The sequence below is a fragment of the Rhodanobacter sp. Soil_C_14 genome (genome assembly GCF_057657335.1).
Genome location: NZ_JBDGIQ010000003.1, coordinates 197,337 through 219,099, shown reverse-complemented (window position 1 = coordinate 219,099; position 21,763 = coordinate 197,337). Strand labels below are relative to the sequence as shown.

General features: G+C 65.2%; 21 protein-coding genes and 1 other RNA gene. 9 read left to right on the top strand and 13 right to left on the bottom strand.

The window, feature by feature from the left end:
* Positions 1 to 2 precede the first annotated feature (2 nt).
* Positions 3 to 128, top strand: coding sequence for a type B 50S ribosomal protein L36 (gene ykgO, locus AC3A56_RS09560; protein WP_007508267.1), 126 nt, complete (start codon positions 3 to 5; stop codon positions 126 to 128).
* 106 nt (positions 129 to 234) lie between these two features.
* Here the strand turns inward: ykgO and greA are convergent, their stop codons facing one another.
* From greA to carA, 3 genes are read right to left on the bottom strand one after another with little or no spacing between them, the layout of a single operon-like run.
* The gene (greA, locus tag AC3A56_RS09555) at positions 235 to 711 is read right to left on the bottom strand and encodes a transcription elongation factor GreA (protein WP_056718599.1); all 477 of its coding nucleotides are present in this window, start codon (positions 709 to 711) and stop codon (positions 235 to 237) included.
* A complete protein-coding gene (carB, locus tag AC3A56_RS09550) occupies positions 708 to 3,935 on the bottom strand; it encodes a carbamoyl-phosphate synthase large subunit (protein ID WP_056718600.1) in 3,228 nt (1,075 codons plus the stop codon). The genes greA and carB overlap by 4 nt, the downstream gene beginning before the upstream one ends.
* On the bottom strand, positions 3,928 to 5,064 hold the full coding sequence (carA, locus tag AC3A56_RS09545) for a glutamine-hydrolyzing carbamoyl-phosphate synthase small subunit (RefSeq protein WP_056718601.1): 1,137 nt from the start codon (positions 5,062 to 5,064) through the stop codon (positions 3,928 to 3,930). The genes carB and carA overlap by 8 nt, the downstream gene beginning before the upstream one ends.
* Positions 5,065 to 5,278: 214 nt before the next feature.
* Between carA and AC3A56_RS09540 the strand changes: the two genes are divergently transcribed.
* The 4 genes from AC3A56_RS09540 to AC3A56_RS09525 are packed head-to-tail and all read left to right on the top strand — an operon-like array spanning position 5,279 to position 8,509.
* Positions 5,279 to 5,974 carry a 2OG-Fe(II) oxygenase family protein gene (locus tag AC3A56_RS09540; RefSeq protein WP_056718602.1) on the top strand — a complete coding sequence of 232 codons (696 nt, stop codon included), beginning with the start codon at positions 5,279 to 5,281 and terminating at the stop codon, positions 5,972 to 5,974.
* A 12-nt stretch (positions 5,975 to 5,986) separates the two neighbouring features.
* Positions 5,987 to 6,739 carry a prolipoprotein diacylglyceryl transferase gene (locus AC3A56_RS09535; RefSeq protein ID WP_487770145.1) on the top strand — a complete coding sequence of 251 codons (753 nt, stop codon included), beginning with the start codon at positions 5,987 to 5,989 and terminating at the stop codon, positions 6,737 to 6,739.
* Complete coding sequence (locus tag AC3A56_RS09530; RefSeq protein WP_487770144.1) at positions 6,724 to 8,163, top strand: radical SAM protein; 1,440 nt, start codon at positions 6,724 to 6,726, stop codon at positions 8,161 to 8,163. Before AC3A56_RS09535 ends, AC3A56_RS09530 begins: the two co-directional genes overlap by 16 nt.
* Positions 8,156 to 8,509 (top strand): hypothetical protein, encoded by a 354-nt coding sequence (locus tag AC3A56_RS09525; protein WP_487770143.1) that lies wholly within the window; start codon positions 8,156 to 8,158, stop codon positions 8,507 to 8,509. The genes AC3A56_RS09530 and AC3A56_RS09525 overlap by 8 nt, the downstream gene beginning before the upstream one ends.
* Before the next feature lie 33 nt (positions 8,510 to 8,542).
* Here AC3A56_RS09525 and dapB read toward each other — a convergent pair whose 3' ends face one another.
* The 5 genes from dapB to hrcA all read right to left on the bottom strand — a co-directional run bounded on the left by dapB (position 8,543) and on the right by hrcA (position 14,395).
* Positions 8,543 to 9,343: a 4-hydroxy-tetrahydrodipicolinate reductase gene (gene dapB, locus AC3A56_RS09520; RefSeq protein WP_056718606.1), complete on the bottom strand. Its 801-nt coding sequence runs from the start codon at positions 9,341 to 9,343 to the stop codon at positions 8,543 to 8,545.
* Between the two features lie 55 nt (positions 9,344 to 9,398).
* Complete coding sequence (dnaJ, locus tag AC3A56_RS09515; protein WP_056718607.1) at positions 9,399 to 10,526, bottom strand: molecular chaperone DnaJ; 1,128 nt, start codon at positions 10,524 to 10,526, stop codon at positions 9,399 to 9,401.
* Between the two features lie 114 nt (positions 10,527 to 10,640).
* Complete coding sequence (gene dnaK, locus AC3A56_RS09510; protein WP_056718608.1) at positions 10,641 to 12,560, bottom strand: molecular chaperone DnaK; 1,920 nt, start codon at positions 12,558 to 12,560, stop codon at positions 10,641 to 10,643.
* 155 nt (positions 12,561 to 12,715) lie between these two features.
* A complete protein-coding gene (gene grpE, locus AC3A56_RS09505) occupies positions 12,716 to 13,249 on the bottom strand; it encodes a nucleotide exchange factor GrpE (RefSeq protein ID WP_056718609.1) in 534 nt (177 codons plus the stop codon).
* An 81-nt stretch (positions 13,250 to 13,330) separates the two neighbouring features.
* Positions 13,331 to 14,395, bottom strand: coding sequence for a heat-inducible transcriptional repressor HrcA (hrcA, locus tag AC3A56_RS09500; protein WP_056718610.1), 1,065 nt, complete (start codon positions 14,393 to 14,395; stop codon positions 13,331 to 13,333).
* 124 nt (positions 14,396 to 14,519) lie between these two features.
* Here hrcA and recN point away from each other — a divergent pair, with 124 nt between their 5' ends.
* Entirely contained in the window at positions 14,520 to 16,193 is a 1,674-nt protein-coding gene (recN, locus tag AC3A56_RS09495; RefSeq protein WP_487770142.1) for a DNA repair protein RecN, read from the top strand.
* Between the two features lie 24 nt (positions 16,194 to 16,217).
* Here recN and AC3A56_RS09490 read toward each other — a convergent pair whose 3' ends face one another.
* Positions 16,218 to 16,853: a response regulator transcription factor gene (locus AC3A56_RS09490; protein WP_007805399.1), complete on the bottom strand. Its 636-nt coding sequence runs from the start codon at positions 16,851 to 16,853 to the stop codon at positions 16,218 to 16,220.
* Positions 16,854 to 16,948: 95 nt separating this feature from the next.
* On the opposite strand from AC3A56_RS09490, the gene AC3A56_RS09485 reads away from it, so the two are divergent.
* Positions 16,949 to 18,547 carry an MASE1 domain-containing sensor histidine kinase gene (locus tag AC3A56_RS09485; RefSeq protein WP_487770141.1) on the top strand — a complete coding sequence of 533 codons (1,599 nt, stop codon included), beginning with the start codon at positions 16,949 to 16,951 and terminating at the stop codon, positions 18,545 to 18,547.
* A 319-nt stretch (positions 18,548 to 18,866) separates the two neighbouring features.
* On the opposite strand, the gene fur is transcribed toward AC3A56_RS09485, so the two are convergent.
* The gene (gene fur, locus AC3A56_RS09480; protein WP_056718613.1) at positions 18,867 to 19,289 is read right to left on the bottom strand and encodes a ferric iron uptake transcriptional regulator; all 423 of its coding nucleotides are present in this window, start codon (positions 19,287 to 19,289) and stop codon (positions 18,867 to 18,869) included.
* Between the two features lie 75 nt (positions 19,290 to 19,364).
* On the opposite strand from fur, the gene AC3A56_RS09475 reads away from it, so the two are divergent.
* Positions 19,365 to 19,823: an outer membrane protein assembly factor BamE gene (locus tag AC3A56_RS09475; RefSeq protein ID WP_204111273.1), complete on the top strand. Its 459-nt coding sequence runs from the start codon at positions 19,365 to 19,367 to the stop codon at positions 19,821 to 19,823.
* 27 nt (positions 19,824 to 19,850) lie between these two features.
* Here AC3A56_RS09475 and AC3A56_RS09470 read toward each other — a convergent pair whose 3' ends face one another.
* The gene (locus AC3A56_RS09470; RefSeq protein ID WP_487770140.1) at positions 19,851 to 20,129 is read right to left on the bottom strand and encodes an RnfH family protein; all 279 of its coding nucleotides are present in this window, start codon (positions 20,127 to 20,129) and stop codon (positions 19,851 to 19,853) included.
* Positions 20,122 to 20,553, bottom strand: coding sequence for a type II toxin-antitoxin system RatA family toxin (locus AC3A56_RS09465; RefSeq protein WP_056718641.1), 432 nt, complete (start codon positions 20,551 to 20,553; stop codon positions 20,122 to 20,124). The genes AC3A56_RS09470 and AC3A56_RS09465 overlap by 8 nt, the downstream gene beginning before the upstream one ends.
* Before the next feature lie 141 nt (positions 20,554 to 20,694).
* Between AC3A56_RS09465 and smpB the strand changes: the two genes are divergently transcribed.
* Positions 20,695 to 21,186 carry an SsrA-binding protein SmpB gene (gene smpB, locus AC3A56_RS09460; protein WP_056765104.1) on the top strand — a complete coding sequence of 164 codons (492 nt, stop codon included), beginning with the start codon at positions 20,695 to 20,697 and terminating at the stop codon, positions 21,184 to 21,186.
* Positions 21,187 to 21,238: 52 nt separating this feature from the next.
* On the opposite strand, the gene ssrA is transcribed toward smpB, so the two are convergent.
* Positions 21,239 to 21,593: a transfer-messenger RNA gene (gene ssrA, locus AC3A56_RS09455) on the bottom strand.
* Between the last annotated feature and the right edge of the window lie 170 nt (positions 21,594 to 21,763).

Below are 21,763 nucleotides of genomic sequence, written 5' to 3'. Positions count from 1 at the left end.
CCGTGAAGGTGCTTAACTCTTTGAAGTCCGCCAAAGCGCGGCATCGCGACTGCAAGGTTGTTCGCCGTCGCGGCAAGGTGTTCGTGATCTGCAAGAGCAACCCCCGTTTCAAGGCTCGTCAGCGCTGAGTCATCGCGCAAGGCGACACGAAGAAGGCCGCGCAAGCGGCCTTTTTTGTGTCTGCAAACTGCGTGGCGGCTTCGGCAGATCGTGTCCACCGAGGCCGCCCGCCGACTATTCGTAACGCACGCCGGTGATTTCGTAATGCTTGACGCCGTTCGGCGCGGTGAATTCGAAGCTGTCGCCTTCATGCTTGCCGATCAATGCCCGCGCGATCGGCGATGACACGGCAATCAGGCTCTGCTTGATGTCGGCTTCCAGGTCACCCACGATCTGGTAGGTCACCGCCACGCCGCTGTCTTCGTCCTCGAGATCCACGATCGCGCCGAAGACGACCCGCTTGCCGGGGTTCAACTTCGCCACGTCGATCACTTCGGCGTTCGACAACAGGGCTTCCAGCTGGGCGATGCGCCCCTCGGTGAAGCTCTGCAGCTCGCGCGCCGCGTGATACTCGGCGTTTTCCTTCAGATCGCCATGCGCGCGGGCCTCGGCAATCGCCGCGATGATGCGCGGACGATCGACCGACTTCAGCCGGTCAAGTTCGCCACGCAGACGTTCCGAACCGCTCTTGGTGATGGGGGGACGACTCATGCGCCGAGCTCCTTGTGCAGTTCCTGCAGGCTGTGCACCTCGCCATCGCTGTGGAAATCAAGCGAATGGACCAGCGCACGGGCGCCTGCCACGGTCGTGGAATAGGTGACGCGATGCTGCAGGGCCTCGCGCCGGATCGAGAACGAGTCGGCGATCGCCTGCTTGCCCTCGGTGGTGTTGACGATGTACGCGATCTCGCCGTTCTTGATCAGGTCGACGATGTGCGGCCGCCCTTCGAGCACCTTGTTGACCCGTTCGCAGGCCACGCCATGCTCGGCCAGGTAGCTGGCCGTACCCGACGTCGCCACCAGGGTGAAACCGCGCCCGATGATTTCCTTCGCCACGGTCAGCAGGCGATCCTTGTCGCTGTCGCGCACCGACAGAAACGCCTTGCCCACGGTAAGCGTCCGGATCCCCGCCGCCTCATGGCCACGGGCGAACGCGGCACCGAAGCTGCGCCCCACGCCCATGACTTCGCCGGTGGAGCGCATCTCCGGACCCAGGATCGGATCCACGTTCTGGAATTTCAGGAACGGGAAGATCGCCTCCTTCACCGAGTAGTACGACGGAATCACCTCGCGCGTGGCGCCGAGGCTCACCAGCGAACGACCCGCCATCACCCGCGCGGCGACCTTGGCCAGCGGCACGCCGGTGGCCTTGGACACGAAGGGCACGGTGCGCGAGGCACGCGGGTTCACTTCCAGGATGTAGACCGTGTCGCCCTGGATCGCGAACTGGGTGTTCATCAGGCCGATGACCTTGAGTTCCTTCGCCATCGCGCTGACCTGGCGGCGCATTTCGTCCTGGATCTCGGTACTCAGCGAGTATGGCGGCAGCGAGCAGGACGAGTCGCCCGAATGCACGCCGGCCTCCTCGATGTGCTCCATGATGCCGCCGATCAGCACGGTGCCCTCGGCGTCCGCGATCACGTCCACGTCGACTTCCACCGCATGATCGAGGAAGCGGTCCAGCAGCACCGGCGAATCGTTCGACACCTTCACCGCGTCGCGGATGTAGCGCGACAGATCGGCGTCGTCGTGCACCACTTCCATGGCGCGACCGCCGAGCACGTAACTGGGACGCACCACCAGCGGATAGCCGATCTCGCGGGCCAGCGCCAACGCTTCGTCGGCGTTGCGGGCGGTGCGGTTCGGCGGCTGCTTCAGGCCGATCTTCTCGATCATCTGCTGGAAGCGCTCGCGATCCTCGGCCAGGTCGATCGAATCCGGGCTGGTACCGATGATCGGCACGCCAGCGGCTTCCAGCGCCCGCGCCAGTTTCAGCGGGGTCTGCCCGCCATACTGCACGATCACGCCCTTCGGCTTCTCGACATGGACGATTTCCAGCACGTCTTCCAGCGTCAGCGGCTCGAAGTACAACCGGTCGGACGTGTCGTAGTCGGTCGACACGGTTTCCGGGTTGCAGTTGACCATGATGGTTTCATAGCCGTCCTCGCGCAGCGCCAGCGAGGCATGCACGCAGCAGTAGTCGAACTCGATGCCCTGCCCGATCCGGTTCGGGCCGCCGCCCAGCACGATGATCTTGTCGCGGCTGGTCGGCTCGGCTTCGCATTCTTCCTCGTAGGTCGAATACATGTACGCGGTGCTGGTGGCGAACTCGGCCGCGCAGGAATCCACCCGCTTGTAGACCGGTCGCACGCCCAGCGTATGGCGCAGGTGGCGCACCGCGGCTTCGTCGGTGTTCAGCAGTTCGGCGATGCGCGCATCGGCAAAGCCCAGCCGCTTGAGCTCGCGCAGACGCGGCTCATCGAGCGCGGTGATGCCCTGTGCAATGACTTCGGCTTCGGTCAGCACGATGTCCTCGAACGCGGCGAGGAACCACGGGTCGACCCGGCTGAGGTTGAACACCTCCTCCAGCGACAGGCCGGCACGGAACGCGTCGGCCAGATGGAATACGCGGTCGGGGCGCGGCTCGCGCAGCTCGCGCTTGAGCACGGCCAGGCCGTCCTCGGTGCCGATGTCGAGGCCGGTCGGGTTGAGGCCGGTCTTGCCGATCTCCAGTCCGCGCAAGGCCTTCTGCAGCGATTCGTGGAAGCTGCGGCCGATCGCCATCACCTCGCCCACCGACTTCATCTGGGTGGTCAGGCGCGCGTCGGCGGCCGGGAATTTCTCGAAGGCGAAACGCGGGATCTTGGTGACCACGTAGTCGATCGACGGCTCGAACGAGGCCGGGGTCAGGCCGCCGGTGATGTCGTTCTTCAACTCGTCCAGGGTGTAACCGACGGCGAGCTTCGCGGCGACCTTGGCGATCGGAAAGCCGGTGGCTTTCGACGCCAGCGCGGACGATCGCGACACCCGCGGGTTCATCTCGATGACCACCACGCGGCCGTCCTCGGCATTGATGCCGAACTGCACGTTGGAACCGCCGGTGTCCACGCCGATCTTGCGCAGCACGGCGATCGAGGCGTCGCGCAGGCGCTGGTATTCCTTATCAGTGAGCGTCTGCGCCGGCGCCACGGTGATCGAGTCGCCGGTGTGCACGCCCATCGGGTCCAGGTTCTCGATCGAGCAGACGATGATGCAGTTGTCCGCGGTGTCGCGGACCACTTCCATCTCGAATTCCTTCCAGCCGAGCACGGATTCCTCGACCAGCACTTCGCTGGTCGGCGAAAGCTCCAGGCCGCGCTTGACGATTTCCTCGAACTCCTCGCGGTTGTAGGCGATGCCGCCGCCGGAGCCGCCCAACGTGAAACTGGGCCGGATCACGGTGGGGAAACCAACCTTGGCCTGGGTTTCCAGCGCCTGCTCGAAGGTGCGCGCGATCTCGGCCTTCGGGCACTCCAGCCCGATCTCCGCCATCGCCACGCGGAACAGCTCGCGGTCCTCGGCCATGCGGATCGCTTCGCGCTTCGCACCGATCAGTTCGACGTTGTACTTCTCCAGCACGCCGTTGTCGGCCAGGTCGAGCGCGCAGTTCAGGCCGGTCTGCCCGCCCATCGTGGGCAGCACCGCATCCGGGCGTTCCTTGGCGATGATGCGCTCCACCGTCTGCCAGTTGATCGGCTCGATGTAGACCGCGTCGGCGGTTTCCGGGTCGGTCATGATTGTGGCGGGATTGGAGTTCACCAGGATCACCCGGTAGCCCTCTTCCTTCAGCGCCTTGCATGCCTGCGCGCCGGAATAGTCGAACTCGCAGGCCTGGCCGATCACGATCGGACCGGCACCGATGATGAGGACGCTCTTGATATCGGTGCGCTTAGGCATGCGTGCGGGCCTCCTGCATCAGGGTGGCGAAACGTTGGAACAGGTAGCCGACATCGAGCGGCCCGGGACTCGCTTCGGGGTGACCCTGGAAGCAGAACGCGGGACGGTCGGTCAGCGCGAAACCCTGCAGCGAACCGTCGAACAGCGAGGTATGGGTGACTCGCACATTGGCCGGCAGCGTGGCCGGATCGACCGCGAAACCGTGGTTCTGCGAGGTGATCAGCACGCGGCCGTCGTCGTGATCCTTGACCGGGTGGTTGGCACCGTGGTGCCCGAACTTCATCTTCACCGTCCTGCCGCCCAGCGCCAGGCCCATCAGCTGATGACCGAGGCAGATGCCGAACAGCGGGATCTTCGCATCGAGGAAGGCGCGGGTTGCCACGATGGCGTAATCGCAGGCCGCCGGATCGCCGGGGCCGTTGGACAGGAACACGCCATCGGGCTTCATCGCCAGCACCTCGGCGGCAGGCGTCTGTGCCGGCACCACGGTGACCTCGCAGCCCTGCTCGGCGAGCAGGCGCAGGATGTTGAGCTTGCTGCCAAAGTCGTAAGCGACCACCTTGAAGCGCGCCGCTGGCTGGTTGAACGCAGCGCGATCGAGGTCGTACACACCCTGATTCCAGACATACGCCTTGGCGGTGCTGACCACCTTGGCCAGATCCATGCCGTTCAGGCCGGGGAATGCGCGCGCCCTGGCCAGCGCCGCATCGGCGTCAACCTGCTCGCCCGCCATGATGCAACCGGCCAGCGCGCCCTTGTCGCGCAGAATGCGGGTCAGCCGGCGGGTATCGATGCCGGCGATGGCGACCGTGCCATGGCGCTTCAGGTAATCGGGCAGGCTTTCGGTGCTGCGCCAGCTGCTGGCCCGGCGCGGCACGTCGCGCACGATCAGGCCGGCGGCGTGCACCGCGGTAGATTCCACGTCTTCGGCATTGATGCCGGTATTGCCGATGTGGGGATAGGTCAGCGTGACGATCTGGCGGGAGTACGAGGGATCGGTGAGGATCTCCTGGTAACCGGTCATGGCGGTGTTGAAAACCACTTCGCCAACGGTTTCGCCGGTTGCTCCGACAGCGTGACCATGGAACACGCTGCCGTCTTCGAGGGCCAGCAGGGCAGGAATAGGCATACGATAACCGCCTTTTTGATGCAGCAAAGTCCGCAAGCCGCACGATTGCTGGCTTGTGGAGCTTGTGAGGGAAAGGATCTGGGCGGGTGGAAATGATAAGTGGCGACGCCGTTTCTGTCCACCTCGCAGGACAGGCATTGCGCTCATGCCCGGAGCTTTCCAGTCAGTCGGCCAGCGCTACACTAGGCCACATTTTGCCGGAGAACGATGTCCCATGAGTGCTGCCGTCCTGCTCGATCCCGCTCGTCTCGATCGCCCGGATACCACGGTGCAGCACGATCCCTTCCCGTTCATGGTGGCGCACGGCCAGTTGCCGGACGAAGTGCGCAGCGACCTGGACCGCGATTTCCCCAAATACGCCAGCGCCGGATTTTTCCCTTACGACCCGGCCGACTGCGGACCGAGCGTCAACGCCCTGATCCGGGACATGACCGCACCGGACTTCGCCAGCGCGATCGGCCGGCGCCTGGGCATCGATGATCTCGGGCGTTATCCCACGCTGGTCACCTTGTGCCGGCTGCTCAACAAGCGCCACGGCACCATCCATACCGACAGCCGGTCCAAGATCGCCACCGCGCTGATCTACCTCAACCCCCAGTGGCCCGACACCAGCGAGGGCTGCCTGCGCTTCCTGCATCGCATCGATGACATCGACAGCGTGATCGCTCCGGAGCTGACGCCGCTCTATGGCGAGTTCGCCGTCTTCAAGCGCTGCGACAACTCCTTCCACGGGCACCTGCCCTATGAAGGCGAACGACGCGTGATCCAGGTCGCGTGGCTGACCAGCGAGGAGGAGAAACTGCGCAAGACCAGGCGTGGCAAGTTCTCGCGCACCTTCAAGAAAATCTTCGGCAGTCTGGACAGGAAGCTCGGCGCTGGCCGGGATCGCAACGCCTCGCATCGCGACTGAATTCGCCCTGCCATGTCGCCCATCGCGCTGCACACGATGTTCGAGGCTCTGGCTTACGCGATCGGCTTTCGCACCTTCCTGTGGACGCGGCGTCGACTGGCGCCCACGGCATTCCGGCATGAGGACCACCTGGTCTGGGTGGCGGTGGGTGCGATCGTCGGCGCTGCGCTGGGCGCCAAGCTGTCGTTCTGGCTGGACGACCCGCTGACCGCGTTCGCCGACTTCCCCGACTTGCACCACCTGCTGGAAGGCAAGTCGATCATCGGCGCCCTGCTCGGCGGCCTTGTCGGCGTGGAGTTGGCCAAGAACATCGCTGGAGTCGACAGCTCCACCGGCGACGCCTTCGTGCTGCCGCTGACCCTGGGCATGTGCATCGGCCGGATCGGCTGCTTCCTGGCTGGCCTCGGCGACCACACGTATGGCTTACCGACGGCGTTGCCGTGGGGCGTGGACTTCGGTGATGGCCTGCCACGCCATCCCACCCAGCTCTACGAGATCGCCTTCCTGCTGGCCCAGTACGTGCTGCTCCACTGGCGTCGAGAGGCTCTGACCCGGCCGGGCGACCGCTTCCGCGCGTTCATGGTCGGCTACCTGCTGTTCCGCCTGCTGGTCGAGTTCATCAAGCCGGTGTTCTACACCTACCCGGGCGGGCTGTCCGGGCTGCAATGGCTGTGCGTGGCCGGACTGGTTTACTACGCCCGCGACATTCCACGTATCCTGCGGGCGTTGTTCGCCAGGGGAAGCGGTGCATGGGAGCCAAGGTAAGGCCATATCTCTTCTACGACAGCGCGGTGTCGATCTGCACGACCTGCCTGCGCCGGGTCGAGGCGAAGATCCTGATCAAGGACGAACGCGTCTACCTGGAAAAGTGGTGTCCACATCACGGCCGCGAACGCGTGCTGATCGCCGACGACGCGGCGTACTACCGCCAGTGCCGCGAGCTGTACATCAAGCCGCCAGAGCTGCCGCAGCGCTTCAACACGCCGCAACACTACGGCTGCCCGTACGACTGCGGCCTGTGCCCGGAGCACATGCAGCACTCCTGCCTGACCCTGGTCGAGATCACCGACCACTGCAACCTGCGCTGCCCGATCTGCTACGCCGACAGCGGCCCGCACCGCCCCGGCTTCCGCGATCTGGCCACGGTGGAACGCATGCTCGATGCGGTGGTGGCCAACGAGGGCGAGCCCGACGTGGTGCAGATATCCGGCGGCGAACCGACCCTGCATCCGGATTTCTTCGCGATCCTCGATGCCGCCAGGGCGCGTCCGATCCGGCACCTGATGGTCAACACCAACGGCCTGCGCATCGCGAAGGAACCAGAGTTCGCCGCGCGACTGGCCGAATACCAGCCCGGCTTCGAGCTGTACCTGCAGTTCGATTCCCTGCGCGACGAGGTGCACAAGGACTTGCGCGGCGCGAAGCTGCACGACGTGCGGCTGAAGGCGCTGGAGCACCTGAACCGGCACGACATTTCGACCACGCTGGTCGTCACCGTGAAGAAGGGCCTCAACGATGGCGAGCTGGGCGAGATCATCGACTTCGCACTGACCCAGCCGTGCGTGCGCGGCGTGACGTTCCAGCCGATCCAGGCCGCCGGCCGTCTGGAAGGCTACGAACCCGAACACAACCGGCTGACCCTGAGCGAAGTGCGCCGGCGCATCCTCGAACAGAGTCCGCTGTTCCAGCCCGACGACCTGATTCCGGTGCCATGCAACCCGGACTGCCTGGCGATGGCCTATGCGCTGAAGATGGGTGGCCAGGTCGTGCCGCTGACCCGCTTCGTCTCGCCGGAAACCCTGGTCAGCAAGGGCCGCAACACGATCGTGGTGGAGCGTGACGAGGAACTGCGCGCCCACGTGTTCGAGCTGTTCGCCACCAACCATTCACCCGAATCGCAGGCCTGCTCGCTGGCCGACCTGCTGTGCTGCCTGCCGCAGGTGCAGGCGCCGTCCGACCTCGGCTACCGCAACGTGTTCCGCGTGCTGATCATGCAGTTCATCGACGCCCACGGCTTCGACCTGCGCGCGGTGAAGAAATCCTGCGTGCACATCGCCCAGCCCGATGGAAAGATCATTCCGTTCGATACCTTCAACCTGTTCTATCGCGACGACAAGGCTGCCACGTTGACGAAGTTGCGCCGCGAGATCGAACAGGGCCGCGCCATCGAGGAAACACCCCATGAGTGAGATGCGTCTGGAACCGCCAACCTCCGCGCCATCACCGCCCCCACCCATGCCCCACGAACCGTACACTTCCGGCGGCTCGCTGGCGGCCGGGGTCGGCCTGGCGTGGCTGGTCATGATCGTTGGCGAAGTGCTGTTGATGACGCTGATACTGATGACTGACAGCCTCGGCGCGATCCTGGGCGGCTTCCTGCTTCCGCCGCTGGCTATCGTCGTGTGGGGGGTCGTCCTGCTCAACGGCAGCAAGCCACGCACCGGCAAGGGCATGCTGCTAGGCCTGCTGTCGATCGTCGCCGTCGCGTTTCTGCTGGTCGCCGCCTGCTTCGGCCTGATCAGCGCCTATCACTGAGCTGTCACCAGCCGATCCGGCCGTCGACACGACTCACCGCTGCGTCGCGATGACATCCTCGAGCTGCCAATGCCCGGCGCTACGGCCGACCAGCCAGTGCGCCGCCTGCAAGGCACCGCGCGCGAAGATCGAACGATCGGTGGCACGGTGAACCAGTTCCAGCCGCTCGCCCTGCCCGATCAGCATCGCGGAATGTTCGCCGACGATGTCGCCGCCGCGCACCACGGCGAAGCCGATGCTGCCCTCGCCCCGTGCACCGGTCTGGCCCTCGCGGCTGTACACCGCCGTCGCCTCCAGCGTGGTCCGGCGGGCAGCGGCGGCGGCGTGGCCGAGCGCCAGGGCGGTGCCCGACGGAGCATCCTGCTTGCGGCCATGATGTGCTTCGACGATCTCCAGGTCCCACTCCGGCAACGCGGCAGCGGCTTCGCGCAGCAGTCGCGTCAGCACCGCCACGCCCAGGCTGAAATTGGCCGCGCGCAGGAGGGCGATGTGCTGGCCGGCATCGGCGAGGCGCGCTTCCAGCGCGGCGTCGAGGCCGGTCGTGCCGCTGACCAGCGCGATTCCGCGCGTCAGGCAGTGCTCGAGCGCCGATGACAGGGCCGCCGGGCTGCTGAAGTCGATGACCGCATCGATCGCCGGCGCCTGCGCCCAGTCGTGCGCATGGCGCAGGACGCTGTCGGTGAGCGGCGCCACCAGCTGGCCATCGTGCGAAGAACCCGGGGCTACCACTGCGTGGACGAGCGCGAAGCGGGGATCCTTGCCGACAAGATCCAGCAAGGCACGACCCATGCGGCCGGAGGCGCCGTTGATGGCAAGACGGACGGGTCGGGTCATCAGCGACGCACTCCAGTGGCTCGATTGTTGGATGCTGGCCCGCGGCCAGCCAGGATCACGCGGTGACTTTCGACCAGAATTTCTTCACGCCGTCGACCCAACCGTTGGCGCGCGGCGTGTGCTTGCTGGCCTCGCTGCCGTCGAAGGTGGCCTCCAGCGATTCCAGCAACTCGCGTTGCTGCTTGGTCAGGCGCACCGGCGTCTCCACCACGACCCGGCAGATCAGGTCGCCATGCCGGCTGCTGCGCACCGACTTGACGCCGCGACCGCGCAGGCGGAATTGCGTTCCGGTCTGGGTTTCCGACGGGATGCTGATCGGCACCTCGCCATCCAGGGTCGGCACGGGAAGTTCGGCGCCCAGGGCCGCCTGCGAGAAGCGGATCGGCAGCTCGCAATAAAGGTCGTTGCCCTCGCGCTGGAAAATCGCGTGTTCCCGCACCTGCACTTCCACGTACAGATCGCCGGCCGGCGTACCGGACGGGCCGGCCTCGCCCTGCCCGGTCAGGCGGATGCGATCGCCGTTGTCGACGCCCTCGGGAATCTGCACCGATAGCGTGCGGGTCTCCTCGATGCGGCCTTCGCCGTGGCATTTCCTGCACGGATTCTCGATGGTCTGGCCGCTGCCGCTGCAATGCGGGCAGGCCTGCTGGATCGAGAAGATGCCGTTCTGCATGCGCACCTGGCCGTGGCCGTGGCAGGTCTTGCACTTGCTGACCTTGCCATCTTCCGAGCCGCTGCCGTTGCAGTGGTGGCAGTTGACCTGGCTGGGTATCTCGATTTGCCGGCTGACGCCGAACACGGCCTCTTCCAGGTCCAGTTCCATGATGTAGCGCAGGTCGGCACCGCGACGCGGACGCCCGCGCCCGCCGCCGGCACGACCGAAAATGTCGCCGAAGATGTCACCGAAGATGTCGCCCACGTCGCCGAAACCCGCGCCGCCTCGACCGCCCATGCCGTGCTCGAACGCGGCATGACCGTGCTGGTCGTACATTGCGCGTTTCTGGGTGTCGGACAGCACCTCGTAGGCCTCCTTGGCCTCCTTGAACTTGTCCTGCGCCGCGGGATCGTCCGGGCAGCGATCCGGGTGGTATTTCATCGCCAGTCGGCGAAAGGATTTCTTCAGCTCGACTTCGCTGACGCTGCGCTCCACGCCCAGCACTTCGTAGTAATCACGTTTGCTCATTGATGCATCCACACTGCCTGTCGCGCCCCTGTCCCGCATTCAGCAAACAGCCCACGCCCGGAGAATTCCCGGCGCGGGCTGGCCCATCGGCAACGCCGATGACGATGCCGAAGATTACTTGTCGTCTTTCACTTCGGTGAACTCGGCATCCACCACGTCATCGGGCTGGGCGGAACCGCCGCCCGGTGCGGACTGTGCACCGGCGTCAGCCTGGGCGCCACCCTGCGCCGCCGCGTACAACGCCTGCGCCACCTGTTCCAGCTTCTCGACCTTGGATTCGATCGCCGCCTTGTCGTCGCCGTCCTTGACCTTCTCCAGGTCGGACAACGCACCCTCGATGCTGCTCAGCTGATCAGCCGGCACCTTGTCGCCGTGCTCCTTCAGCGCGCTGCGGGTGGCGTGGACAAGCTGGTCGGCCTTGTTGCGGGTGGCCACCAGTTCATGGAACTTCTTGTCCTCTTCCTTGTTCGCCTCGGCGTCGGCGACCATCCGGGCGATCTCTTCCTCGGACAGGCCCGAGCCGGCCTTGATCTCGATCTTCTGTTCCTTGCCGGTCTTCTTGTCCTTGGCCGACACGTGCAGGATGCCGTTCGCGTCGATGTCGAAGGTGACCTCGATCTGCGGCATGCCACGCGGTGCCGGATCGATGCCCTGCAGGTCGAACTTGCCCAGCGACTTGTTCGCGCTGGCACGCTCGCGCTCGCCCTGCAGCACGTGCACGGTCACCGCGGTCTGGTTGTCGTCGGCGGTGGAGAAGGTCTGCGAGGCCTTGGTCGGCACCGTGGTGTTCTTCTCGATCAGCTTGGTCATCACGCCGCCCATCGTCTCGATGCCCAGCGACAGTGGGGTGACGTCGAGCAGCAGCACGTCCTTGACCGAACCACCCAGCACGCCGCCCTGGATCGCCGCGCCCACGGCGACGGCCTCGTCCGGGTTGACGTCCTTGCGCGGTTCCTTGCCGAAGAAGTCCTTCACCGCTTCCTGCACCTTGGGCATGCGGGTCTGACCGCCGACCAGGATCACGTCGTCGATGTCGGACACGCGCAGGCCGGCATCATTCAACGCGGTGCGGCACGGCTCGATGGTGCGCTTGACCAGATCCTCGACCAGCGCCTCAAGCTTGGCCCGGGTCAGCTTGATGTTGAGGTGCTTCGGGCCCGAGGCGTCGGCCGTCACATACGGCAGGTTCACGTCGGTCTGATGGTTCGAGGACAGCTCGATCTTGGCGCGCTCGGCGGCGTCCTTCAGGCGCTGCAGGGCGAGCGGGTCCTTGCGCAGGTCGATGCCCTGCTCCTTCTGGAATTCCTCGACCAGATAGTCGATGACGCGCATGTCGAAGTCTTCGCCACCCAGGAAGGTGTCGCCGTTGGTGGCCAGCACCTCGAACTGCTTCTCGCCGTCGACTTCGGCGATCTCGATGATCGACACGTCGAAGGTGCCACCGCCCAGGTCGTACACCGCGATCTTGCGATCGCCGCCCTTCTTGTCGAGGCCGTAAGCCAATGCGGCCGCGGTCGGCTCGTTGATGATGCGCTTGACGTCGAGGCCGGCGATCTTGCCGGCGTCCTTGGTCGCCTGGCGCTGGCTGTCGTTGAAGTACGCCGGAACAGTGATCACCGCCTCGGTGATCGTCTCGCCGAGATAGTCCTCGGCGGTCTTCTTCATCTTCATCAGCACCTTGGCAGCGATCTCCTGCGGCGCCATCTTCTTGCCGTCGGAGGTCTGCACCCACGCGTCACCGTTGTCGTGCGCCACGATGCCGTAGGGCACGATGTGCAGGTCCTTTTGCACTTCGGCGTCGGTGAACTTGCGGCCGATCAGGCGCTTCACCGCGTAGAAGGTGTTCTTCGGGTTGGTCACGCCCTGGCGCTTGGCCGAGGCGCCCACCAGCACTTCGCCGTCCTTGTTGAAGGCGACGATGGACGGCGTGGTGCGATCGCCTTCCGAGTTCTCGATGACCTTGGTCGTCGTGCCGTCCATCACGGACACGCAGGAGTTGGTGGTGCCCAGGTCGATGCCGATGATCTTGCCCATGTTCAATCTCTCCAGATTTTCTTTGCGGCCCCCGCGGCCGCGATGGTTTTCAGATGGGGGTCTGCTCTGGCGATTCAATGCCGGCAATGCCCCGAAGACGTGTTCCAGCGTTCCCGCCGGCGCGCCATTCAGGCGGGCGCCAGCGTGGTGACCATTCAGTCCCTGGCCACCGCCACCAGGGCGGGACGCAACAAGCGGTCATTCAGCACGTAACCCTTCTGCAGCACACTGACCACCGTGCCCGGCGCCTGGCCGGCAGCGTCGACCATGCTCACGGCGTGGTGCCGTTCCGGGTCGAGCGGCTGACCCAGCGGATCGACCTGCGACATGCCATGGTTCTCGGCGACCTTCAGCAGGGCCTTCAGGGTCAGGCCAAGGCCTTCGCGCATAGAAGCGACGTCGGCCGCCTCGACTGCCAGGCCACTCTCCAGTCCGTCGTACACCGGCAGCAACTCGCCGAGCAGTTTCTCGTTGGCGAAACGGCGAGCCTGCTCCAGGTCGCGGTGCAGCCGGCGACGCTGGTTGTCGAGCTCGGCGTGCTCGCGCAAGACGGTCTCGCGCAGCTCGGCATTGCTGGCCTCCAGCTCGGCCACACGCGCCTGCAGGGCCTCCAGCTCGGGATTGGCCGCGTCGGCGGAATAGTCCTCGGCTGGCGTGTCGCCCGACGAATGCGGATCGTTGTTCTGCATGTTCACTCCAAACGGTTGTCATGGCCGGCACGAATGCCGACCGCCCATGATTCTTGCGAGAAACCCCGTCTCCCGCAGCGGTTATAGGGTCGTGGCCGCCCGATTCAAGGCGTCGCTGAGCAATCCGGCAGTGGCCTGCACCACCGGGATCACCCGCTCGTAGGCCATCCGGGTCGGCCCGATGACGCCCACCGCGCCCAGCACCCGACCCTGCGCGCCATAGCTGGCGGTCACCACGCTGCAACCATCGAGCGCGGTAAAGCCCGATTCCTCGCCGATGAACAGGCGCATCCCGGGGGCCCGGGCGCAGACTTCCATCAGCTGCAGCAGTTCGTTCTTTTGCTGGAACGCCTCGAACAGCTCGCGCATGCGCTGCATGTCCGCCAGCTCGGCATAACCCATCAGATTGGTCTGGCCACTGACCAGCATGTCCGGCCCGGTCGGACCGTCGGGGCCGAACGAGGCGGTGGCCAGCTCGACCGTACTGGCCAGCAACCGGTTCAATTCGCTGCCGGCCTTGCGCACCTCGGCCAGCAGGTGGGCACGGATGTCGTGGATCCGGAAACCGGCAAAGTGGCTGTTGAGGTAATTGGCGGCGCGCTCGAGCTCGCTGGCATCCAGCGGCTTGGCCAGTTGCACGATGCGGTTCTGCACCTGGTTGTCGCTGAATACCAGGATCACCAGCACCCGCGCATCCGGCAACGACACAAAATCGATATGCCGCAGCGGGAAATCGGCCTGGCGCGGCACGGTGACCACGCCGGCGAACCGGGTCATCGCCGACAGCAAGGTGGAAACATTGCCCAGCAGGTCGCGCGTGGTGGTCGGCCCCGGCGGCAGTTCGCGCTGCAGGCGGGCCATCTCGGCCTGCGGCAGCGGCTGCAGTTCGATCAGGCTGTCGACGAACAGGCGCAGCCCGCGCGGCGTCGGTACCCGCCCCGCCGAGGTGTGCGGCGAAGCGACCAGGCCGGCGTCTTCCAGATCCGCCATGATGTTGCGGATGGTGGCGGCACTGACATCCAGGCCGGACGAACGCGACAGCGTGCGCGAGCCGACCGGCTCGCCGTCGATCAGGTATTGCGCAATCAGCGTGCGCAACAGGTTGCGCGCGCGTGCATCGAGGTCGTGGCCGTGCCGGTTCGTCATGCTGAGTGTTGCAGTCCGTGAGACCACACAGAAATAAGGTCTGCGCGCGCGCCTTGCAAGTGAAACGTATCCAGCAGCTCGGCGGCTCCCGCTACAATCCCGTCACTCCCTGATCAAGCCAGCCATGCTTACTTCGCTCTACGTCCGCCATTTTGCCGTTGTGGAAGCCGCCGAAGTGTCCTTCGGCCCCGGCCTGACCGTGGTCAGCGGCGAAACCGGTGCCGGCAAGTCATTGCTGGTCGACGCCCTGATGCTGCTGGCCGGGGCCCGCGCCGACAGCGGCATGGTCCGCGCCGGCAGCGACCGCGCTGAACTGGCTGCCGAGTTCGACCTCACCGATCTGGCCGAGGCGCGGGCGTGGCTGTCCCGCGAGGAACTGGACGAGGATGGTGGCTGCCAGTTGCGCCGGGTGATCCGTGCCGAGGGCAGTTCCAGGGCCTGGATCAACGGCCGCCCGGCCAACGCGCGCCAGCTCGGCGAACTGGCCGCCCTGCTGGTCGAGATCCATGGCCAGCACGAGCATCAGGCACTGCTGTCCCGTCCCCATCAGCTGGCCCTGCTCGACGCCTATGCCGGCCATGACGACCTGCTGGTGCAGGTGCGCGAAAGCGCCATGCAGTGGCGCGAGCTCGCGGCGCGCATGCGCAAGCTCAGCGGCGGCGACGACCGGGACCAGCGCCTCGAACTGCTTCGCCACGAAATCGAATCGCTGGAAAAATGGTCCCTGCCGGCCGCCGACCTGGCCGAGCTGGAATCGAGTCACAAGCGGCTGGCCAATGCCGGACGGCTGGCTGAAGGCAGCACCAGCGTGCTGGAACTGCTCGATGGCGACAGCGAATTCGCGCTGCGCCGCGCACTGGGCCGCACCCACGCGGAGCTGTCCAAGCTTGCCGCACTCGACGACAAGCTCGCCCCCCTGCTCGATCTGCTGGACAACGCCGGCATCCAGCTGGCCGAGGCGGCCGATGGTCTGGGACGATACGCGCAGGACGTCGACCTCGATCCGGAACGCTTCAGCGAAGTGGACAACCACCTGGCCCGGCTGCACGAACTGTCGCGGCGGCACCGGCTGCCGGCTGCGGAATTGCATGACAAGCTGACCGCCCTGCGCGCCGAACACGATGAACTGGAAGGCGCCGGCGATGCGCTTGAAGCGCTGGCCACGCAAAGCCGTCGGCTGGAGCTGGCCCATGCCGACGCCGCCGCCAGACTGAGCGAAGCACGCTCGCTGGCCGCCAGTCGGCTTGGTGAGGAAGTCAGCGCCCTGATGAACGAACTGGGCATGGCCGGCGGCCAGTTGCAGGTCGAACTGGAACCCGCTGCCGCCGTCGAGCCCGACCCGCAGGGGCGCGAACGCTGCGAGTTCCTGGTCAGTGCCAATCCCGGTCAACCACCGCGCGCACTGCGCAAGGTCGCCTCCGGTGGCGAACTGGCCCGCATCAGCCTGGCCATCGAAGTCGCCACGCTGGGCAAGGACACGGTCGGCAGCATGATCTTCGACGAGGTCGATACCGGCATCGGTGGGGCGATCGCCGAGGTGGTCGGGCAGAAACTCCGGGCGTTGGGCGCGCAGCGACAGGTTCTGTGTGTCACCCATCTGCCGCAGGTTGCCGCGCAGGGGCACGACCATCTGCGGGTCAGCAAGCACAGCGATGACGACTCCACCCGCACCCGTATCGAGAAGCTCGATGCCGCCGGCCGCCGCGACGAGCTGGCGCGCATGCTGGGTGGTCTGGAGATCACCCGGGAAACCAGGGCCCACGCCAGGCAGATGCTGGACCGCGCACAGACGGACTGAGCTGATGCCGGCGTGAGTGACCCGTCAGCCCGCCGGTGACAGCAACCCTCGTTCGCTGGCCATGCGGTAGAGATCCAGTTCCGACCCCGCCCCCAGCTTGCCCATCAAGCTGGCCCGGTGGATGTAGACGGTCTTCTGGCCGATGCCCAGCTCCGCCGCCACCTGCTTCGGGGTCAGCCCGCCAGCCAGCAGCAGGAACACTTCGCGCTCCCGGGTGGTGAGCCGGTTGACCGGGTCCAGCGCCTCATTCGGCCGCTCCGCCCGACGCTGGCGCAGGTCCGAGCTCAGGAAACACTCGCCCTGCATCACCGCGCGCAGACCTGCCACCAGTTCTTCGGGAGCGACACCCTTGGTGACGTAACCACTGGCGCCGCGACGAAGCGCTTCGGACACATAGGGCTCGCCGTCATGCATGCTCAGCACCACGATGCGGGCCTGCGGATGCACGCTGCGAAGATGCTCGATCAGCGGCAGGCCGCTGCCATCCGGCAGGGACAGGTCCAGGGCCACCAGATCGGGACGCCAATGCCCCACGGCTTCGACGGCATCGTCGGCGCTGCGGCATTCGGCCACCACATCGAGATCGGACTCCATCTCGATCAGCCGCTTGAAGCCCTCGCGAACGATGGCATGGTCATCAACCAGAACAATGCTGTACATCCGCCTACTTTACACAGAGCGGCAGCCCTTCTGTACATCCGCTGTCGGTCGCTCCCCCTGAACACCCGCACGGGGCGCGCATGTAACATTCGTCCATGCGATCGAAACTCCTGCATCTGCCCGACTCCGGGCCCATCATCGCCGCGGGCTATCTGCTGCTCTGGCTGCTGCTGTGGTCGACCGTCCAGCCCTACTGGATGCTGCCTTACGGCCTGCGATTCGGCACCCTGCTGCTGACCCCGGTGCGCTATTGGGGCTGGCTGCTGGGGGCCGAGCTGGCGGCGACCACCGGTATCGCACTCGCCCATGGCATGCCGCTGGGCTGGCCGGGTTTCGCCATCGGCGAGGTGCCGGAGCCGCTGGTGATGGCCGGCGGCCTGTGGTTGCTGCGTCGGTTCAACCTGCATGCCAGCCTGCAAAGCCCGCAGGAAGTGACCCGGCTGATGCTGTCGGTGGTTCTGGTGGTTTCCGCGACGACCGCCGTCGACGCCGCCCTGCTGGCGATGGTCAGCACCCCGAGCTCCCCCGAATTGCTGGCTCGCATGCTTGGCGAGGAGTTGCTCAGCCAGTATCTGGGCATCCTCCTGATCGTGCCGTTGATGATCATGGTCCTGCGCACGCGAATCGAGCAGCGCGCCCTGGCCAGCCTGGTCATGGACGGCCTGCTGGTCATGCTGCCGTCGATGACCATCCTGCTGGTGCTGTCGGAACAGGCCGCACCGCAACCGCAGTTCGCCCGGGTGCTTTCGCTGGCGCCGGTACTGTTCTTCGCTTTCCGTCACGGCTGGCGAGGGGCCAGCCTGGCCATGTTGACCACCAGCCTGGGCATGACCCTGGTGGATCAGCACCTGGGCCACGCGCCCACGACGGCCGCGGCCTACCTGTTCCTGGCCGTGGCAGGCACCGGCGCACTGATGCTCGGTTCGGCCACGGACGCCCTGCGCCGCAGCAGCGCGCGGGTGGCCGAGCAGAACGTCTACCTCGGCGCCGTCAACCGCCGCCTCGACCAGTTGGCCCACCAATTGCGGGACGCCGCGCGCGGCAACCTGCAGGCCGACGAAAACCAGCGCCGCCATCTGGCCGCCGAACTGCACGACGAGCTCGGCCAGAACATCACCGCGATCCAGACCCACGTGAAGCTGGCCCAGGCACGCCTGCATCAGGCCGGCATGGAGGACATCAGTACCTCGATCAACACCATTCTGGCGCACATGCGGCGGGCCCTGCATCGGCTGCTCGACGACCTGCGCCCGGCCGTGCTGGACGAGTTCGGGTTGCTGCGCGCGCTCGACGAGGGACCGATTCGCGACCTGCTGAATGCCGCCGGGATGACGTATCACACCCAGTTGCATGGCGACCCGCGCCTGCTGGACGACGATACTCGCACCGCCATTTACCGGCTGGTGCAGGAGAGCGCCACCAACGCCGTCAAGCACGCCCGGGCCAGCGAATTCCGCCTGCGCCTGCGCATCGGCGAACGCCAGGGCATCGCCGTGGCCCTGCTGGACGTCCGTGATGACGGCGCGGGCCTGCCCAGCCGACTGCCGCGTGGCGGTCGTGGATTGCAAGGCATGCGTGACCGAGTCACCTCGCTGGGTGGGCAGTTCCGGCTGCGTCCCGCCGCGACCGGAGTCCACCTTCGCATCTTGCTGCGAAGCAGCACATGCGCGATGGAAGAGCAGCGAGTGACCTAGGAATTTTTCTGATACCGCAAACGTGAAGCTCTCGTTACGATCAATCCATCGATGTGGGGGAGCCGTCATCGCAAGATGACGGATCAGGGCAGCCGTGGGGACGGCGGCTCTGAAAAAACGGCAGGACGCCGTTTCGCCGCTACCTGGCGAGAGTCATGAGGCAACAGCGAGCCATTCGCTTGCCGATCGACAGGTAGAGGAGCAGCCGCGGGCGGACAGGAGTCCTCCTCGCGGCTTTTTTATGCCTGCCGTTTGCCCTTTCGGGGAAATGCTGCCCCTTCGGGGGAATGGCGCCTACGATGGACGCCGCGGCAACTGCTCAGCCTTTGCGGGGACGGTGCTTGGGCCTTACATAGAGGACCAGGTTGTGATCCTCGATCACGTAGCCGTGCTTGGCCGCAATTTCATGCTGGAGACGTTCGATCTCCTCGCTGACGAACTCGATGACCTTTCCGCTGTCCACATCAATCATGTGATCGTGGTGCTTTCCGCGGTCAAGTTCGTAGACCGCCTGGCCACCTTCAAAATTGTGCTTGACGATGATGCCGGCCGCCTCGAACTGGGTCAGCACCCGGTAAACGGTGGCCAGTCCGATGTCTTCCTGGTGGGCAAGCAGTTTCTTGTAGACGTCCTCGGCACTGAGATGCTGCACGCCTTCTTCGTCGAAAATCTGCAGGATGCGCATGCGCGGATGCGTGACCTTGAGGCCCACCCTGCGCAGCTCTCTGGTTTCCTGTTCCATGCCCCACCCTCGCACACGGCCTTTTCGAGCCGGTAGTGTATCATCCGACACCTTCACGATCCGGACGCAACACGCATGCAAAAGCTGATTACCCTGCTGGTTTTCACCATGCTGGCGCTCTCTGTCGCCGGCTGCCACATCGTCTACAAGCCCGACGTGCAGCAAGGCAATCTGCTGGACAAGAAAACGGTGGATCAGCTCAAGCCGGGAATGACCAAGCATCAGGTGCTGGTGCTGATGGGAACACCGTCGGTAAACAGCCCGTTCGACCAGAGCCGCTGGGACTACGTTTCGACGTTTTCGCGTCGTGGCGCCCCGATGAAGGTGCGCACGTTCACGCTGACCTTCAACAACGACACCCTGGTGCGCACCGAAGGCGACTTCTTTGCGCAGGACGCCCAGCAACTGGTCAAGGACAGCAAGAAATACAACGCCGGCTATCCGGCCAACGAAACCCAAGGTGACAAGAACACCTCGCCGGATGACAAGAAGGACAACGGCGGTTTCGGACAGGGCAGCAACGACGGCCACTGATCAGCCGACGGCCTGGCTGCACATGGCTCAACGGGCGCGTCGCCGACGTGCCTCCATCGGATCGAGCAGCAAGGGGCGATATATTTCGACCCTGTCGCCGTCACGCAGTACGTGACCTGGCGCCACCTTGCGGGAAAACAGGCCGAGGCGTTCGGAACTGATCGTGCCCTCGGGGAGTGCCTCGGCCATCCCCGAAGCGGCAATGGCCTCGGCCACCGTGGCACCTTGGGCAAGATCGATCCGGCGCCGCAGGGCACGCTCCGGCCTCGCGCAAATGACTTCGACCCGGATCGTGGCCTCACCCATAAACGCGCCCCGCCTCCCGGCAAAAGTCATCGACCATGCGCCCGGCCAACCCCTGGAAACCGAGCTTCAGGGCACTGCCGCCGAGCCGACCGGCGTAATCGAAATCCAGCGCAAATGCGACCTTGCATCCCGCCTCGCCCAGCGCGATGAAATCCCATACGCCTTCGAGACTGCGGAACGGCCCATTTACCAGATCCATCTGCAGACGCCGTGGCGGGTCGATCGTGTTTCGCGTGGTGAAGCTCTGCTGGAAGCCCGCGAACTTGAGATCGAGTCGCGCCACCAGCACATGTTCCGAGCGCTCCAGAATTTCCGCACCGGCACACCAGGAGAAGCGCTTTGGGTATGCTTCGACTTCATTGACCAGGTCGAACATCTGCGCTGGCGAATATTTCACCAGCGCGCTGCGGCGGATTTCGATCACGACAACCTCTTCGGCTTGTGTATTCATCCGTGAATGCGAAAGATCAAGTGAGCGTCCTGCCTGGACGCAATCTCAACAAAGCGTCGCTCCGATGGGAACGACGGGCAATGCGGCCGCCCAGAGGCCCGAAGTTTAGCGGACATGGCCAAGAACAAGGACAAGGACAACAAGGGTGGCGGGACCATCGCGCTGAACAAGCGCGCCCGCTTCGAGTACCACATCGATCAGCGCTTCGAAGCCGGCGTCGCATTGCAGGGTTGGGAACTGAAGGCACTGCGTGCGGGCCGCATCAATTTCGGCGACAGCTATGCGGTGGTGCTGAAGAACGAGATATTCCTGGTTGGCACCTCGATCCCCCCGCTGATCAGTGCCTCCACCCATGTCATCGCCGAGGACCGGCGCACGCGCAAATTGCTCCTTCATCGCAAGGAGATCGACCAACTGGTCGGCGCCGTCGAACGCAAGGGCTACACCCTGGTGCCGACCGCGATGTACTGGAAAGGCAACAAGGTGAAGGTCGAGATCGGCCTGGCCCGCGGCAAGCAGGAACACGACAAGCGCGATACCGAGAAGCAGCGCGACTGGCAGATCGAAAAGCAGCGCACCATGCGGTCGCACAATCGCGCAGCCTGAAAACGGCGGCAGGCACCAAAGAAAAACCCCCGATCGCTCGGGGGTTTTTTATTGGTGGAGGTGGCGGGAGTCGAACCCGCGTCCGAAGGCGTTAAATGCCCGGATCTACATGCTTAGCTCGCCGTTCGATCTCGTTCCGCGACAAGTACGGTGGGCAAAACGCACCGCGGAACCAGCCTGATTGATTTAGCCTAGAACCGCCAGGCGGCAGCGTTCGGCGATCTCATGATAATGACCCTACACCGACGAGCATGAGCACAAGTGGGTTCGGGGCTTACGCCTTAAGCGGCGAGAGCGTAGTTGTCGTCGTTGGCAACTATGAGTTTGCTGCTGGATTAACGAGGAAAGCTGCCCCCTCGGCATGCACCAAGTCATCTCACTACCCCCGTCGAAGCCAGGACACCCCCGGGGAAAACGATCTGACACCCCAAGTATATGGGGACGCGGCACGCAACACCAATGCCCGGCCGATGTACCGCATGCGAGCCGTGCAATCCTTGACCATCGTCAAGCTGAGTGTTGTTAGGTCGTTAACGCAACGTCTATACTTGGTGGCTTGCAAGATCCCGTATCCGTC